The following is a 14,940-nucleotide window of genomic DNA, read 5'->3' on the forward strand; positions in this document are numbered from 1 at the left end:
GCTTGCCTTTCGCCCATGGCCACGGCGTGGCCTGGGACCCGCCGTGGCCTCTCAAGGACTCAGGGCACTGGCAACCAACCGCTGAAATCACCCTGACGGTTCAACGGGCACCAGCCGAAGTCGTCCAACGGGGCTGGCAATGGCTGATGTTCGACGCTTGCCAACGCACTGCCCTTCCAATCGAAAATCCTCGCCCCTCGCCATCCCACGACCACGCCCTGCGCCTGGCTTCGATCGGTAGTGATCCAGCGCGCCGCCGCGGCCGCCATGAAAGCCTCGATGGGCTCCTCATCAATCTGTGATCGATACCCCGAGGCGAGCAGCCAGCGGCAAACGTTAAGGTGGTACGTCCAGTCCAGCGGCGGCTGGTTGTGATAGGCCCAGGTCATGAAGCTGCGAAACAGGTTCAACCCTTCCGGTGGATCCAGCTTGAGCAAGGCCGGGCAGATATCGAACAAGGTGTGCCAATACGGCAATAAACGCGCATCCAGGTGCACGAAGCAGCGCGAATTGCTCGGGTAATCAGCCAGTGTCGGTTCGGCGCGCATACGCCGAGATGCCTTGCTGACCAGGCGGCTGGCGCCTGCAGGCAATACAGAGATCATGAAATACACTCACAGTCGTGACGATAGAACGCCTCCTGAACACAGGAAGCCCAAGGCACACGTCAGAATGCGGGGGAAGCGCGGGGGTTGGCCGAGGGCCAGGAATAACGCGGCGGCGCCTTGTTGCGCCGCTCATGGGCAGGACGTGGGGTGTGTCCGAGGCCCAACAGCCAGGCCAGCCCGATGAGGAACACGATGGCCACGGTCACGGCAGCGCATACCGGGCAGGCAAAGTAGTTCGAGATGTTGCCAGACGCCGGGTTACCCAACCCTTTGTCGGAAAGTGGCGCCTGGCTACCGTCCACCGAGCAGAACGCACCACCGATGCCGTTGAGTTGCTCGCCAAGCATCTGCCCATGGCCCAAACCGCAGACGAACAGGTTCATCAGCACGCAGAAGTACAGGGCCCAGGCGATCAGCGAACGGTCGGGGTGGCTCAATTTCATGGCGGCGACTCTACCACTGAAGCCCCAAAGGGATGAAGCACGGCGCGCCCTGTGGCAGAACGTCGCAGATTACGTGGGCTGGCCTGGGTTGGTAGACTGTGCACCCGCATCATTACTCCTTTTCAAAGCCTGCCATGCCGTTGCAGAGTCATCCAGGCGTTTCACAGGATGCACAGTTGATGAGTACGTTATTCACCCGCCGCAAAGTGCTGACCGGTATGGGCCTGTTGGGCCTGGGCAGCCTGCTGGGCGGCTGTGATTACAGCCCCAAGCTGAACTTCAAGTACGGCAAGGACCTCAGTGACAAGATCATGGGCCGCACCTTCAAGCTCAAGAACACCGACGGCGAAACCGTCACCCTTAGCTCGTTCCGTGGCCTGATGCCGGTGGTGTTCTTCGGCTTTACGCAGTGCCCGGCCGTGTGCCCGACCACCCTCGCCCGCGCCGCCCAGGCCAAGAAGCTGATGGGCCGCGACGGCGAGATCATGCAAGTGGTGTTCATCACCCTCGACCCCGAGCGCGACACCCCGGCGATTCTCGACAAGTACGTCAAGGCCTTCGACCCAAGCTTCGAAGCGCTCTACGGCACCCCGGAAGAAATCGCCGTGGCCGCCAAGGAGTTCGGGATCTTTTATGAAAAGATCCCCGCCGGCGACACCTACACCCTGTCGCACACGGCCACCAGTTTCGTCTTCGACACCCGCGGCAACCTGCGCCTGGGCCTGTCGGCATCCCTTACCGCTAAAGAGTGCGCAGAAGACCTGCTCACCGTCATGGAGGTCTGCTAATGACTGCTGTTCAACACCTCAAGCGCACCCTGATCGGCCTGTCCCTGCTGGGCCTTGCGGCGCACGCCAGTGCCCAGGTGCTGGTGACCGACGCGTGGGTTCGCGCCTCGGTGCCGGGCCAGCCGTCCAGCGGCGCGTTCATGACCGTCACCGCCGACACCGACAGCAAACTGCTCAGCGTGGCAACGCCGGTGGCCAAGGACGTGCAGATCCATGAGATGAGCATGAAGGACGATGTAATGCGCATGGGTCCGGTGGACTCGGTCGCGCTGCCGGCAGGCAAAGCGGTCAAGCTCGACCCCAACGGTTACCACGTGATGCTGATGGGCCTGACCGGGCAGATCAAGGAAGGCGACCAAGTGCCGCTGACCCTGACGGTGGAGAACGCCAAGGGCGAGAAACAGTCGATTGAAGTCAAAGCGCCGGCCCGTGGACTGGACGGTATGGACCACAGCACGATGCACTAAGCCACTGCGTGGCGAATGAGCTTGTTGTGGCGAGCGGGCTTGCCCCGCGTTGGGCTGCGCAGCGGCCCCAGTCAATCCACCACAGTACATCAGTGAGCGCGCGGCGCCTGGTTTCAGGGCCGCTTCGCGCCCCAACGCGGGGCAAGCCCGCTCGCCACAACCGGCCCCTGCCAGCCCCCGCCAACGCCATATCCAAAAGATCTGCCCTCATCACTTTCTCTATATCTGCAAACACACCCGATAGCCTGATTCTGCGCCGCGAAAGCGTGGCGTACTGCCGGATCAGCAACGCCAGGCCCAAGCTGCTGGCGCCGATCACCCTGGTGCGGCGCGCGTTCAACCCGTCGGCGCCGCTGCAGAACATTATTGACCTGGCGCGGGCGTCTGCTCAGGTGTATCGCAAAGGGTGAGGCTCAATCCACGATAAACAGCTTCGCGCCGGTGAGGGTGGATGAGCGATGCCCTTCCATGTCATTGCCCACCTGGTAACTCATCCCGGCCGTCAGGGTGAACTCGCGGCCGTCTTCCAATTGCGTGTGCAACTCGCCTTCCAGACACAGCAACACATGCCCGCGCCAGCACCAGTGATCGGCCAGGTAACCGGGCGTGTATTCGACCATGCGCACGCGGGTGGTGCCGAAGTGGCAGGTGCGCCACAGGGCACTGCCGGTGACGCCTGGGTGCAGTTCGGGTTCAAGGGTGGACCAGTCGGTGATGGCAAACGGGACAGCGGTCAGTTGCATGGTGGGCTCGGTCGTCAGTTAACGTGGCTCGACCCTATCCGCCCGCCACGCGCAGCGATAGACACAGATCGCCGGCTTTTGTGGGATACAGGGGCTCGCGCTTGTTATCCTGCCCGCCCGGCTCTCATGGATGCGTGCTTATGCCGATCGACCCCGCTTTCATCCTTCACGACACCGAGCACTGGCGGCTCAACCATCACCTGGCGTCAACGCTGCCGGGCTACCTGATGCTGGGTGCCAAGGCACCAATCGACTCGCTCGCCGACATGCCGGAAGCCGCGCTGACTGAGCTGGGCGGCTTGCTGGCTAAAACCCAACGGGTGATCGAGGCGCAGCTGCAGCCCAAATGGCTGTACATCAGCCGCTATGGGCACATGCCCGGCTTCCCGCTGCACTTTCACTTCATCCCGGTGTACGACTGGGTCGAGCAGGCGTTTTGGCAGGACCCGCGCTACCGCGTGCTGCAAGGTTTTGGCGCACAGGCGCCAGCGCAGACGCTGACCGACGGCGCCGAGTTGACGCTGTTTGTGTGGCGCGAGTTTGGCGAAAGCCCAACGCCGCCGGCGGTTCAGGGGGACTCGGTTAAGCAGGTTATCGAGCGACTGCGCACGGCCTTCCAAGCCTGACCCCAATCCCCTGTGGGAGCTGTCGAGCTTTAGCGAGGCTGCGAAGGCGGCGGCACTGCCGAAATAATTGTTACCTGAACCTCCGCTTTCGCAGCCTCGCCGGGGCTCGACAGCTCCCACAGGGACCGCGCCCATGCCCAGACGCCACCGAGGCTTCGTTTGATCCGCTGCGCACGCCCCTTCAAGCCCGCCCCCGTTCCCCTGTGGGAGCTGTCGAGCTTTAGCGAGGCTGCGAAGGCGGCGGCACTGCCGAAACAACGGTCGCCTGCCCCACCGCTTTCGCAGCCTCGCCGGGGCTCGACAGCTCCCACACGGACCGCGCCCATGCTCAGACGCCGCCGAGGCTTCGGCTGATCGGCTGCGCACGGCCTTCCAAGCCTGCCCCCGATCCCCTGTGGGAGCTGTCGAGCTTTAGCGAGGCTGCGAACGCGGCGGCACTGCCGAAATAATTGTTGCCTGAACCACCGCTTTCGCAGCCTCGCCGGGGCTCGACAGCTCCCACAAGGAGCGCGCCCATGCCCAGACGCCGCCGAGGCTTCCGCTGATCGGCTGCGCACGCTCCTTTCAAGCCCGCCCCCAATCCCCTGTGGGAGCTGTCGAGCTTTAGCGAGGCTGCGAAGGCGGCGGCACTGCCGAAATAATTGTTGCCTGAACCACCGCTTTCGCAGCCTCGCCGGGGCTCGACAGCTCCCACACGGACCGCGCCCATGCCCGGACGCCGCCGAGGCCTCAGTTGATCGGCTGCGCACGCCCCTTCAAGCCCGCCCCCGTTCCCCTGTGGGAGCTGTCGAGCTTTAGCGAGGCTGCGAAGGCGGCGGGACTGCCGAAACAACGGTCGCCTGACCCACCGCTTTCGCAGCCTCGCCGGAGCTCGACAGCTCCCACAGGAATTGCCTGTGTTAGCCGGAGCTAGTCGCGTCTTCAGCAATCAGTCGCTTGGTCATCGGTATACACGCCAGGGTCAGCCCCGACGGCGAGTGATACACCGCTTGTTTGTCGCCCACATAACCGCATGCTCTGTAGAAGCTCGCCGCGTTGAGCGTCGAATCCAGCACCACGTGCTCAATGGCCAGTTCCCGCGCAACGTTTTCCAAGTGATCAAGCATCGCCTTGCCATACCCGCGTCCGGCGAATTCAGGGAGCACAAACAGCGCGCCCACTTCGTGGTTATCCGGGTCGAGCATCCCGGTGACCACGGGCTCGCCATTCACCCAGCCCAGGTAAAACGGTTTGTCCATCAGCGCGCTGTAGCCGTCTTCGGCGCGGCCGCGGGTCCACAGCAGCATCTGTTCGCGGCTGTAGACGCCGATGCATTGGCTGCGGATGGCCAACAGGCGAATGTCGAACGCCGCCTGGGCGTCCGCTTGGGTGGCGCGTTTAATCTGCAGCATGCTTCTCTCCGTCCATGACCTCATCGTGCCATTAGCACACTTGTGCTAATCGACCCCTTTGCCCGTCGGCGCTATATTCCACGGCACTTCCACCGCTCCCCCCGGCACCGCACGCCTGTTGCGCGAGGGTGCCTTGCGCGCTGGAAAAACCCTGACAATCCCAAGGAAGAAGCCTCATGAACCTGCACGCCTGCGTTACCCGTCTCACCCTGCTTGGCGCCCTGATCATCGGCATAGCCGGTTGCAGCAACGTCAAGCCCAATGAAGACCATCTCAAGACGCTGTCGGAAACCAACCTCGGTGAGCCGGTCAAGCGTATCTCCAACGTGCGCAATGACTCCATGACCACCTACTACATCGCCAGTACCGCGTCCGGTGATTACAACTGCACCGTGCCCAGTGGTGCCAGCGGCGGCTTGTTCACCGTGGCCAGCTTTGGCCTGATGAAACCCAGCGCCTGGTGCATGCCCAAAGGCGCCAAAGGCGGTCAAGCCGCACCGTTCATGCAGTGACGGTTGGCTGGCTGAGGTCACGCAGCGTGCCGCGTAGCTCTGCAGGCCGCACCGGTTTGGACAGAATCGCGATCTTGCGGTCATGCAGGGCAGCGTGGATTTTTTCCACGTCGTGCCCGGTCAAAATCAGCGCCGGCACCGCCCAGCCGCGTTGCCGGCGCAGGGCATCGATGCACTCGATGCCGGTGGCGTGGTTGCCCAGGTCATAGTCGGCGACGATGATGTCGCAGTCGCTGACCAGGCCCTGCCCGCTGGATTCGGCCTGCACCTCGCAACCCCAGCGTTCCAGCAAGGCCTGGGTGGCCAACAGCACGTTGTGGTCATCTTCCACCAGGCAGACTTTCAGACCCGTCAGCAAGCCGGCCTGGCGCGGGTCGTCTCGCGCAGCCGGTTGGCGCGGCGCCGTCGCCAGTGCCAGGCCGTACAGGCTCACGGAAGTGCCATGGCCCAGCCGCGAACGCAGGCTCACGTGCACGCCCATCAACTGCCCCAACCGCTTGACGATGGACAGCCCCAGGCCCACGCCTTCGACGTCCTTGTCACGCAGTTGGCGCACCCGATAAAACTCTTCGAAGACCTTCGCCTGATGTTCCTCGGCAATGCCCCGCCCCTGGTCATGCACCTGCACCGACACGCCGCCGTCGCGAACGCGCGCGCCAATCAGTACCGGGCGCTGCGCGCCATATTTGAAGCAATTGGAGAGCAGGTTTTGCACCATCGTCGCCAACATCGCGGGGTCGACCTGCACCCAATACGCACACGGCCGCAGGCGCAGTTCCACGCCGGCCCAGTGCGCCGCCTCGGCGTGCTGGTGCACCAGGTCGGCGAGGAATTCGCCCAGGTGAATCACTTGGTATTTGGGCAACAGCCTGCCGTTGTCGAGGGTGTAGAGGTCGAGAATCGAACGGAACAGCTGCGACACGTTGAGCAGCGAGCGGTCGATATTGTCCACCAACCGCTGTTCGTCATGCCCAAGCTTTGCCTCACGCAAACACGCCGTGAACAAACCGATGGAGTGGATCGGCTGGCGCAGATCGTGACTGGCCTGGGCCAGGAACCGCGATTTTTCGAGGTTGGCCGCGATGGCTTCTTCAGAAGCCTTGCGCGTGCGTTCGAGCAAAATATGCGCGTACACCGGGATCACCGTGCTGGTGATCATCAGCATCAGCACCATGAACGGTTGCGCCTGCCACAGGGGAGTCAGCCGGTACACGATCAGCAGCGCGAGCAACGCCAGCCCCGTGGCAATCGCCAGGTAGCGCGAGCCGTAGCGCATGCCGTTGCCCAGGTTGACCCACACCATCACGGCATACAGCGGCAATGCCGCTTCACCGCCCACCACCAGCCCGAACGAGGTGCCGGTGTAGTCGTGGATCATGCCCAGCACCCGCCGCGTCGGGTAATGCCCGGGCCAGCGCGCGATGACCTGGCGCAGCGCGATGGAGGCCAGCAGGAACGCCACGATGTACAGGATCACCGGCACGTAGGTGTCCACCGACTGACCGGGAAAGAACCCCAGCGCGCCGATGTAAACAATCGCGATGGCGGCCACCACGATGCGCAGGTTGGCCTGATCGAGTTCGGAGTTGGTCTCATGACTCATGGATGACGTCCTTGTGCGGCAATCGATCTGTCCGGTACGTGCCAGCAGCGTCCCTGTGGCGCGGTGCTAAAGTAGCATGTCACAGCACTCTCTTGCCCAAGGAAGGCGCACACCATGACTGGCCGAATCATCATAGCCGACGACCACCCGATGTTTCGCGAAGGCATGCTGCGCACCGTGCAGCGCCTGCTGCCCGAGGCCGTGGTGCAAGAGGCCGGCGACCTGGACGCGGTGCATGCCTTGACCCGCGACGGCAGCGATATCGACACACTGATCCTCGACCTGCGCTTTCCCGGCCTGACCTGCATGAGCCAGCTGGCCGAGCTGCGCCAGCACTTGCGGCGCACCACCTTGATCGTGGTGTCGATGGTGGATGACCCGGCGCTGATCGAGCAGGTGATGGCGCTGGGTGCCGATGGTTTTATCGGCAAGAACATCACCCCGGACGAAATCGGCCAGGCCCTCCTGGCGATTCGCGACGGCGAAGTGCTGGTCAAGTTCGCGCCCTCCGGCCTGCTGCCCCTGGGCACGCACACCCTCACCGCGCGCCAGCAAGAAGTGCTGCGCCTGATCGCCCAGGGCAAGACCAACAAGGAAATCGCCAAAGCCCTGGCGATCTCGCCGTTCACAGTGCGCATTCACGTGTCGTCGCTGCTGCGCAGCTTGAAGGTGCCCTCGCGCGCGGCGGCGGCCGTTAAGTACTCAGCAGAACTCTAGGCGTTTTCGTTGCCGGGGCGCGTGAAGGAGTAACGGTCGATGTCCGTTCGCAGCGTCCAGCCCTGCCCTTGCCAATACGCGGCGGCATGGGTGTTGGTCTTGAACACGTCGAGGTGGCATTTGCCGATGCCCAGTTGCTCCAGCGCACCGAGGCAGCGCTCGACCAGTGCCTGGGCGATGCCTTGGCGGCGATAGTCCGGCAGCACCAGCAGGTGTTGCAGGTAGCCACGCCGGCCATCATGGCCGCACATCACGCAGGCGATCACCCGGCCGTCAGCTTCAGCGACAAAACTCATCTCAGGGTTGCGCGCCAGGTAGCGTTCGGTAGCCTCGCGGGAGTCGGCATCGCGCAGGGAAATGCCAGGGGTGTTTTGCATGAGGGCGAGGACGGCGTCGTAGTCGGAAGGGGTCATTGCGCGAAGCGCGGGCATGGCATAAACCTTGTGGGAGCGGGCTTGCCCGCGATGGCGTTGGGTCAGATATGACGCCATCACCCGGCAGATTGCAATCTCGGGCAAGCCCGCTCCCACATTTGATCTGTGGGGTTACGCACACCGCTCTGCATCCGATATTTATGCTCTGTTCCCAGCTTAATAATATTTTATTAAAAATCGCCCTCCCCCTAGCCTTGACGCCATGCCCAAGCTGAATCCAACTGCATTACGCAAGGACAGACACATGACGCAAGCAATAACAAAAACAGACACCCTGGTCGTGGGAGCCGGTCAAGCTGGCGTGGCCATGAGCGAGCACCTGAGCAAGCACGGTGTGCCGCACCTGGTGCTGGAGCGCAGCCGTATTGCCGAGCGCTGGCGCACCGGGCGGTGGGATTCGCTGGTGGCCAATGGGCCGGCCTGGCATGACCGTTTTCCAGGCCTTGAATTTGATGACGTCGCCGCCGATGGCTTCGCGCCTAAAGAGCGCGTGGCCGATTACTTTGAAGCCTATGCGCGCAAATTCAACGCGCCGATCCGCACCGGCGTGGAGGTGAGCGCTGTGGTGCGCAATGTCGGCCGTCCGGGCTTTACCGTGCACACCAGCGAAGGCGTGATCGAAGCCAACCGCGTCGTCGCCGCCACCGGACCGTTCCAGAAACCGGTGATTCCAGCGATTGCGCCCAAAGACACCGCGCTGCACCAGATTCATTCCGCCGACTATCGCAACCCTGCGCAACTGCCCGCCGGTGCCGTGCTGGTCGTGGGTGCCGGCTCGTCCGGCGTGCAGATCGCCGATGAATTGCAACGCTCCGGCCGCCAGGTGTACCTGTCGGTCGGCGCCCACGACCGTCCGCCGCGTGCCTACCGCAACCGCGATTTCTGCTGGTGGCTAGGCGTGTTGGGCGAATGGGATCAAGCCGCGATGAAGCCTGGCCGCGAGCACGTGACCATTGCAGTGAGCGGCGCCCACGGCGGCAAGACCATCGATTTTCGCGAGCTGGCCCAGCAAGGCATGACCCTCGTCGGCCTGACCCAATCCTTCAATGGCAGCACCGCCACCTTCCAGGCGAACCTGGTGGAAAACCTGGCACGCGGTGATGAGAACTACCTGGCCCTGCTGGATGCGGCGGATGCCTACATCGAGCGCAATGGCCTCGACCTGCCGGTGGAACCCGAAGCACGCCGCGTATTCCCCGACGCCGAATGCATCAAACAGCCGATCCTGGAACTGGACCTGGCAGAGGCCGGTATCACCTCGATCATCTGGGCCACCGGCTTTGCCGTGGATTACAGCTGGCTGAAGGTCGATGCCTTTGACGCCGCCGGCAAGCCGCAGCACCAGCGCGGCGTGGCCCCCGTGTCGGGGATCTACTTCCTCGGTTTGCCTTGGCAATCGCGCCGTGGCTCGTCGTTTATCTGGGGCGTTTGGCATGACGCCAAGTACGTGGCCGACCACATCGCCATCCAGCGCCAATACCTTGAGTACCGTGAACCCGCACCGGTTGTTCAACCGTCATTTGTCAGCGCCTGATCACTTTTTTTTGGAGTTTTTTGATGCCTACTCACACGCGTATCCGCATGTTCAACACCAAGGAAACCTACCCCAACCAGAGCCTGGACAACGACCTGTGCCAGGCCGTGCGCGCCGGCAATACGGTGTACGTGCGCGGCCAGGTGGGCACTGATTTTGACGGCAACCTGGTTGGCCTCGGCGACCCGCGCGCGCAAGCCGAGCAAGCCATGCGCAACGTCAAGCAACTGCTTGAAGAAGCCGGTTCCGACCTGAGCCACATCGTCAAGACCACCACCTACCTGATCGACCCGCGCTACCGCGAGCCGGTGTACCAGGAAGTCGGCAAGTGGCTCAAAGGCGTGTTCCCGATTTCCACCGGGTTGGTGGTGTCGGCCCTGGGCCAGCCGCAGTGGCTGATGGAAATTGACGTGATCGCCGTCATCCCCGAATAAGGAGCCGCACATGACCTTTTCAATCGTCGCGCGCTGCGCAGACACCGGCCAGCTGGGCATCGCCATCAGCTCATCGAGCATCGCCGTGGGCGCGCGTTGCCCGTGGCTGCGGCCCGGTGTGGGCGCGGTCTCGACCCAGAACATCACGCTGCCGGCCCTGGGCCCGGACGTGCTCGACCTGCTCGAACAAGGCCTCGCGCCGGCCGAGGCCGTCGACCAGGCCCTGACCCGCAACGGCTACAGCCAGTACCGGCAATTGACGGCGATTGATCACCTGGGCCGCAGCGTGCATTTCAGCGGCAGCGAAACCCTCGGCACGCACCACGCGGTGGCGGGCGAACAATGCGTGGCGGCGGGCAATATGCTCGCTGACCGCGTGGTGATCGAGGCGATGGTCACAGCCTTCGAGCAAGGCGAAGGCCAACTCGCCGACCGCCTGCTGGCCGCCATGCACGCGGCCATCGCCGCCGGTGGCGAAGCCGGCCCGGTGCACTCTGCCGCGTTGGTAGTGGTGGGCGAACTGACGTGGCCGATCATCAACTTGCGGGTGGACTGGGCCGATGCACAGCCGATCGGCGAACTGCAAAAACTGTGGGACGCCTACCGCCCACAAGTGCAGGACTACATCGACCGCGCGCTCGCCCCCGACCGCTCGCCCGGCTACGGCGTGGCCGGGGACGAGCGATGAGCCCCAGCCGCCAATTGCTGCAGACGCTGGTGGGCTTTGACACCACCAGCCGCGAATCGAACTTGCAGTTGATCGCGTTCGTGCGCGATTACCTGGCCGAATTCGGGGTGACCAGCGAACTGGTCTACAACGCGCAGCGCAGCAAGGCCAACCTGTTTGCCAGTGTCGGCCCCACGCAACTGCCGGGCATTGTGCTGTCGGGGCACACCGATGTAGTGCCGGTGGATGGCCAGCCGTGGACCGTGCCGGCGTTTGAGTTGACCGAGCGCGACGGCAAGCTGTTTGGTCGCGGCACGGCGGACATGAAGGGGTACATCGCCTGTGTGCTGGCGCTGGTGCCGGCGTTGGTGGAAGCCGACTTGCGCCTGCCGGTGCATATCGCCCTGTCTTATGACGAGGAAGTCGGCTGCCTGGGCGTGCGCTCCTTGCTGGCGGTGCTGGAGCAGCGGCCGGTGAAGCCGATGCTGTGCATCATCGGCGAGCCCACCGAACTCAAACCGGTGCTCGGCCACAAGGGCAAATTGGCGATGCGTTGTGATGTGCATGGCGAGGCCTGCCATTCGGCGTATGCGCCGTCTGGCGTGAATGCGATTGAGCATGCCGCCGAGTTGATCGGTGAGCTGGGGCGAATAGGCCAGCGACTGCGCGAGCAGCAGGACCCGCGCTTTGATCCGCCGTTCAGCACGGTGCAAACCGGGGTGATTTCGGGTGGCAAGGCGCTGAATATCGTGCCGGCAGACTGTCGGTTTGATTTTGAGATTCGCGCCTTGCCGTCGCAGGACCCAGGCGACGTGGCGTCAGCGCTGCGGGCCTACGCCGAACAGCAGGTGCTGCCCCGTATGCAAGCGGTGAGTGCGCAGAGTGCGATTCGGTTTACCGAGTTGTCGGCGTATCCGGGGCTGGTGACCGATGAGCGCAGCCAGGCAGCAGAGCTGATCGCCGCGTTCAGCGGTTCGCGGGATTTCGGCACCGTGGCGTTCGGCACCGAGGGCGGATTGTTTGATGCGGTGGGTATTCCCACGGTGGTGTGTGGGCCCGGGAGCATGGACCAGGGGCACAAGCCGGATGAGTTTGTCAGTGTGGCGCAGTTGCAAGGCTGCGACGCCATGCTGCAACGGATGCTGGACTCGATTCGCGCCTGAGCCGCCGGGCTGTCAAACCCGCACCTCAACGGTGAGGGGGAGCCCTTCCCCTCTCACCCTCAAGGGTGTGTTCAATCCTGGCGTGGCGCTGCGCCCGTCGACTCGCGCTCAATGAGTTGCACCTCCAGCATCGGCGGCGCCTCACAGGCAAGCCCGGCAAGACGATCAATCAGGTACTGCGCGGCCATTTCGCCGATCTGCCGGTCGGGCACCTGAACGGTGGTCAAGGCAGGCCGACTGTGGGCCGCGATCTCGATGTCGTCGAACCCGCAAATGGACAATTGACCAGGCACCGCAATGCCCAGCGCCTGGGCTTCCAGCAATGCGCCGATGGCAAGCATGTCGTTACCGCAAATGATCGCGGTGGGCGCCGGTTGTTGGCTCATGATGTGTTGAAGGCTGGCCCGGGCAAACGCGACGCGCCCCTCGTTCAGGCTCTGGGCGCGAATGGCCTGATGCTGAGGCCGCAGGGCCAGCCCTTGCTCGGCCAGGGTGGCGTGCACGGCCTGCAGCCGGGCCTGGATGCGGCCGTTGTCGGTGACCGACTGGAAAATGATGCCAAACCGCTGATGCCCCAGCGCCAGCAGGCGCCGGGTAATCATTGCGTAGGCCTGCCCATGGTCAAACCCGGCGCAAGGGTGCCGCGCACCGGCGCGCTTGCCAAAGGTGACCACATACGGCGTGCCTTTGGCATCCAGCTGATCAAATAACGCATCGGGGTAATCATCCCCAAGCAGTGCCAGCGCATCGACGCCACGCGCCAGCATGCCTCTGGCCTGACGATAACCTTCGCCCGGGTCATACGCCGAGCAGGCGACAAACACCGCCAGCCCGTGAGCGCCCAAACGGTTCTGGAACGCCTGCAACTGCTGGTGAAATTTCTCGTGCTCCAGGGTCGGCACGATCACACCGATGGTGTACGAGCGCCTGGAAACCAACGAACGCGCCGCCGCGTTGGGCACCCAGTCCAGTTGATCGATGGCCGCGCGTACCTTGGCGCGGGTTTTCTCACTGACGCGTTGCGGCTCATTCAAATAGCGCGAAACGGTTGCGGTGGACACATTGGCGATCCGGGCGACATCGGCGAGCACCGGTTCCTGGGTACTGTGCGCATGAGGCGTGTCGCGGGGCGTGGTGGTTGCGGCGGGCATAGGTGGCTTCATGTCAAAAAGTAAGCGTTACGCACAACCTAAGCGGGCACCTCGGCACAGTCAATGAATCGTTGACAGCCAGCAAACTGAAAACCTAGGATGTAAGCGCTAGACAAAAAATAAACATTCTAAACATCAGTGTTTATATTGGGCACTCCGCGTTAACGATTCGAGGGCCCAGAGACGATTTTTGTCAGGATGACAAACGATTACATAATGCCATGTGCTGCCACGTCAGCCGGGAAGGCGGGAAGCCGGGAAGCCGGGCCAACGTGCCGGGTCAGCGCACGCTGTCAAAAACAATAAAAAGAGACATCCATCATGATTCAGACACCTGCACACCCGGTTGCGCCACCGCGCATTCGGCGCCAGCAAACCCTCGCCCTCAGCCTGCTGGTGCTCAGCGGCATCATCAACTACCTGGACCGCGGCACGCTGGCCGTTGCCAATGAGTTCGTGCGCGCCGACCTTGATCTGTCGCTGGGCGAAATGGGCATCCTGCTCTCGGCTTTTTCCTGGAGCTATGCGCTTTGCCAACTGCCCGTCGGCGCCCTGGTTGACCGCGTCGGGCCACGCTGGTTGCTGGGCGGCGGCCTGGTGCTGTGGTCCCTGGCCCAGGCGGCTGGCGGCCTGATGTCGAGCTTCGGCTGGTTCTTGCTCGCCCGCGTGCTGCTGGGGATCGGTGAGTCGCCGCAATTCCCGTCTGCCGCGCGGGTGGTGAGCAACTGGTTTCCACTGCGCTCACGCGGCACGCCCACCGGCATCTTCAACTCAGCCTCGCCGCTGGGTATCGCACTGGCCCCGCTGTGCCTTTCGGCGCTGATCGCGGCACTCGACTGGCGCTGGGCGTTCTACCTCACCGGCGCCGCCGGGCTGTTGGTCGCCGTGGTGTGGCTGGTGGTCTATCGCGACCCGGTCAAAGACACGCTCACCGAAGAGGAGCGTCGCTACCTGTACAGCGATGAACCCCACGTCACCACCCCCAAGGTCACGTTTGCTGACTGGCGCGCACTGTTCTGCCACGCGACAACCTGGGGCATGATGCTCGGCTTCATGGGCTCGGTGTACTTGAACTGGGTCTACCTGACCTGGCTGCCCGGCTACCTGCGCAGCGCCCGGCACATGAGCCTGGAGATGAGCGGCGTGGCCGCTGCCATTCCGTTCCTCTGCGGGTTTATCGGCGCGCTGGTCGCCGGCTGGGTGTCCGACCGCATCACCCGACGCAGCGAGACGGCGGTGCTGGGACGCCGCAACGCGATGGTCGTCGCGATGGTGGGCATGGTGATCTTCACCATCCCGGCGGCGCTGGTGGAGAGTAATGTCATCGCCGTGGCCTGCATTTGCGTGGTGATCTTTTTGGCCAACGCGTCATCGGCGTGCGCCTGGTCTTTGGCCACCGCCGTCGCGCCAGCCAATCGCGTGGCTTCACTGGGGGCGATCCAGAACTTCGGTGGCTTCCTGGGCGGCGCACTCGCGCCGATCATGACCGGCTATATCGCCCAGACCTGGTCGTTCGTGCCCGCACTGCTGACCGGCGCCGCCATCGCCATGATCGGCGCCCTGTCGTACCTGTTCCTGGTACGCCACCCCATCCCCGATACCCCGCCAGTCTGCGCGGTCACCGCCGTGGCGGCTCACCCATGAACATTCATCCAGAGG

The 14,940-nt window shown here is 63.6% G+C and carries 18 protein-coding genes; 11 read left to right on the plus strand and 7 right to left on the minus strand.

The genetic code is table 11. The annotated features are described in order from the left end of the window. Window positions 1-59 precede the first annotated feature (59 nt). Both L8K08_RS13625 and L8K08_RS13630 read right to left on the minus strand, forming a co-directional pair. Complete coding sequence (locus L8K08_RS13625) at window positions 60-605, minus strand: putative natural product biosynthesis protein (protein WP_242197705.1); 546 nt, start codon at window positions 603-605, stop codon at window positions 60-62. Window positions 606-667: 62 nt separating this feature from the next. Then, window positions 668-1,051 carry a DUF2946 domain-containing protein gene (locus L8K08_RS13630; protein WP_242197707.1) on the minus strand — a complete coding sequence of 128 codons (384 nt, stop codon included), beginning with the start codon at window positions 1,049-1,051 and terminating at the stop codon, window positions 668-670. 179 nt (window positions 1,052-1,230) lie between these two features. Between L8K08_RS13630 and L8K08_RS13635 the strand changes: the two genes are divergently transcribed. The 3 genes from L8K08_RS13635 to L8K08_RS13645 all read left to right on the plus strand — a co-directional run bounded on the left by L8K08_RS13635 (window position 1,231) and on the right by L8K08_RS13645 (window position 2,716). Further along, the gene (locus L8K08_RS13635) at window positions 1,231-1,839 is read left to right on the plus strand and encodes an SCO family protein (protein WP_119735385.1); all 609 of its coding nucleotides are present in this window, start codon (window positions 1,231-1,233) and stop codon (window positions 1,837-1,839) included. After that, window positions 1,839-2,306: a copper chaperone PCu(A)C gene (locus L8K08_RS13640; protein ID WP_145165772.1), complete on the plus strand. Its 468-nt coding sequence runs from the start codon at window positions 1,839-1,841 to the stop codon at window positions 2,304-2,306. Before L8K08_RS13635 ends, L8K08_RS13640 begins: the two co-directional genes overlap by 1 nt. Window positions 2,307-2,572: 266 nt before the next feature. Beyond that, entirely contained in the window at window positions 2,573-2,716 is a 144-nt protein-coding gene (locus tag L8K08_RS13645) for a hypothetical protein (RefSeq protein WP_242197710.1), read from the plus strand. A gap of 3 nt (window positions 2,717-2,719) precedes the next feature. Here L8K08_RS13645 and L8K08_RS13650 read toward each other — a convergent pair whose 3' ends face one another. Continuing rightward, the gene (locus tag L8K08_RS13650) at window positions 2,720-3,049 is read right to left on the minus strand and encodes a DHCW motif cupin fold protein (protein ID WP_242197713.1); all 330 of its coding nucleotides are present in this window, start codon (window positions 3,047-3,049) and stop codon (window positions 2,720-2,722) included. Between the two features lie 140 nt (window positions 3,050-3,189). Between L8K08_RS13650 and L8K08_RS13655 the strand changes: the two genes are divergently transcribed. After that, window positions 3,190-3,675 carry an HIT family protein gene (locus L8K08_RS13655; protein WP_242197716.1) on the plus strand — a complete coding sequence of 162 codons (486 nt, stop codon included), beginning with the start codon at window positions 3,190-3,192 and terminating at the stop codon, window positions 3,673-3,675. A gap of 899 nt (window positions 3,676-4,574) precedes the next feature. On the opposite strand, the gene L8K08_RS13660 is transcribed toward L8K08_RS13655, so the two are convergent. Further along, window positions 4,575-5,066: a GNAT family N-acetyltransferase gene (locus tag L8K08_RS13660; protein WP_242197719.1), complete on the minus strand. Its 492-nt coding sequence runs from the start codon at window positions 5,064-5,066 to the stop codon at window positions 4,575-4,577. A 176-nt stretch (window positions 5,067-5,242) separates the two neighbouring features. Here L8K08_RS13660 and L8K08_RS13665 point away from each other — a divergent pair, with 176 nt between their 5' ends. Next, window positions 5,243-5,578: a hypothetical protein gene (locus tag L8K08_RS13665; protein WP_242197722.1), complete on the plus strand. Its 336-nt coding sequence runs from the start codon at window positions 5,243-5,245 to the stop codon at window positions 5,576-5,578. Here L8K08_RS13665 and L8K08_RS13670 read toward each other — a convergent pair. After that, on the minus strand, window positions 5,568-7,181 hold the full coding sequence (locus L8K08_RS13670) for a hybrid sensor histidine kinase/response regulator (protein ID WP_242197725.1): 1,614 nt from the start codon (window positions 7,179-7,181) through the stop codon (window positions 5,568-5,570). The genes L8K08_RS13665 and L8K08_RS13670 overlap by 11 nt on opposite strands. Window positions 7,182-7,295: 114 nt before the next feature. Between L8K08_RS13670 and L8K08_RS13675 the strand changes: the two genes are divergently transcribed. Further along, window positions 7,296-7,898, plus strand: coding sequence for a response regulator transcription factor (locus L8K08_RS13675; protein ID WP_242197728.1), 603 nt, complete (start codon window positions 7,296-7,298; stop codon window positions 7,896-7,898). On the opposite strand, the gene L8K08_RS13680 is transcribed toward L8K08_RS13675, so the two are convergent. Further along, window positions 7,895-8,329 carry a GNAT family N-acetyltransferase gene (locus tag L8K08_RS13680; RefSeq protein WP_242197731.1) on the minus strand — a complete coding sequence of 145 codons (435 nt, stop codon included), beginning with the start codon at window positions 8,327-8,329 and terminating at the stop codon, window positions 7,895-7,897. The two genes, L8K08_RS13675 and L8K08_RS13680, sit on opposite strands and share 4 nt — an antisense overlap. A gap of 247 nt (window positions 8,330-8,576) precedes the next feature. Between L8K08_RS13680 and L8K08_RS13685 the strand changes: the two genes are divergently transcribed. Genes L8K08_RS13685 through argE form a run of 4 tightly spaced genes read left to right on the plus strand, consistent with a single transcriptional unit; the run spans window position 8,577 to window position 12,130 of the window. Beyond that, window positions 8,577-9,866, plus strand: coding sequence for an NAD(P)/FAD-dependent oxidoreductase (locus tag L8K08_RS13685; RefSeq protein ID WP_242197734.1), 1,290 nt, complete (start codon window positions 8,577-8,579; stop codon window positions 9,864-9,866). A gap of 23 nt (window positions 9,867-9,889) precedes the next feature. Beyond that, window positions 9,890-10,300: a RidA family protein gene (locus L8K08_RS13690; protein WP_010171793.1), complete on the plus strand. Its 411-nt coding sequence runs from the start codon at window positions 9,890-9,892 to the stop codon at window positions 10,298-10,300. A gap of 10 nt (window positions 10,301-10,310) precedes the next feature. Then, entirely contained in the window at window positions 10,311-10,988 is a 678-nt protein-coding gene (locus tag L8K08_RS13695; RefSeq protein ID WP_242197738.1) for a DUF1028 domain-containing protein, read from the plus strand. After that, complete coding sequence (gene argE, locus L8K08_RS13700) at window positions 10,985-12,130, plus strand: acetylornithine deacetylase (RefSeq protein ID WP_242197741.1); 1,146 nt, start codon at window positions 10,985-10,987, stop codon at window positions 12,128-12,130. The genes L8K08_RS13695 and argE overlap by 4 nt, the downstream gene beginning before the upstream one ends. Before the next feature lie 71 nt (window positions 12,131-12,201). Here the strand turns inward: argE and L8K08_RS13705 are convergent, their stop codons facing one another. Beyond that, window positions 12,202-13,281 (minus strand): LacI family DNA-binding transcriptional regulator, encoded by a 1,080-nt coding sequence (locus tag L8K08_RS13705; RefSeq protein ID WP_242197744.1) that lies wholly within the window; start codon window positions 13,279-13,281, stop codon window positions 12,202-12,204. Between the two features lie 321 nt (window positions 13,282-13,602). Here L8K08_RS13705 and L8K08_RS13710 point away from each other — a divergent pair, with 321 nt between their 5' ends. Further along, window positions 13,603-14,925: an MFS transporter gene (locus L8K08_RS13710; RefSeq protein ID WP_242197747.1), complete on the plus strand. Its 1,323-nt coding sequence runs from the start codon at window positions 13,603-13,605 to the stop codon at window positions 14,923-14,925. Window positions 14,926-14,940 lie beyond the last annotated feature (15 nt).

The organism is Pseudomonas sp. TREG-RG-20F-10-E-6-01 (assembly GCF_022662455.1).
In the GTDB taxonomy this organism is placed as follows: domain Bacteria; phylum Pseudomonadota; class Gammaproteobacteria; order Pseudomonadales; family Pseudomonadaceae; genus Aquipseudomonas.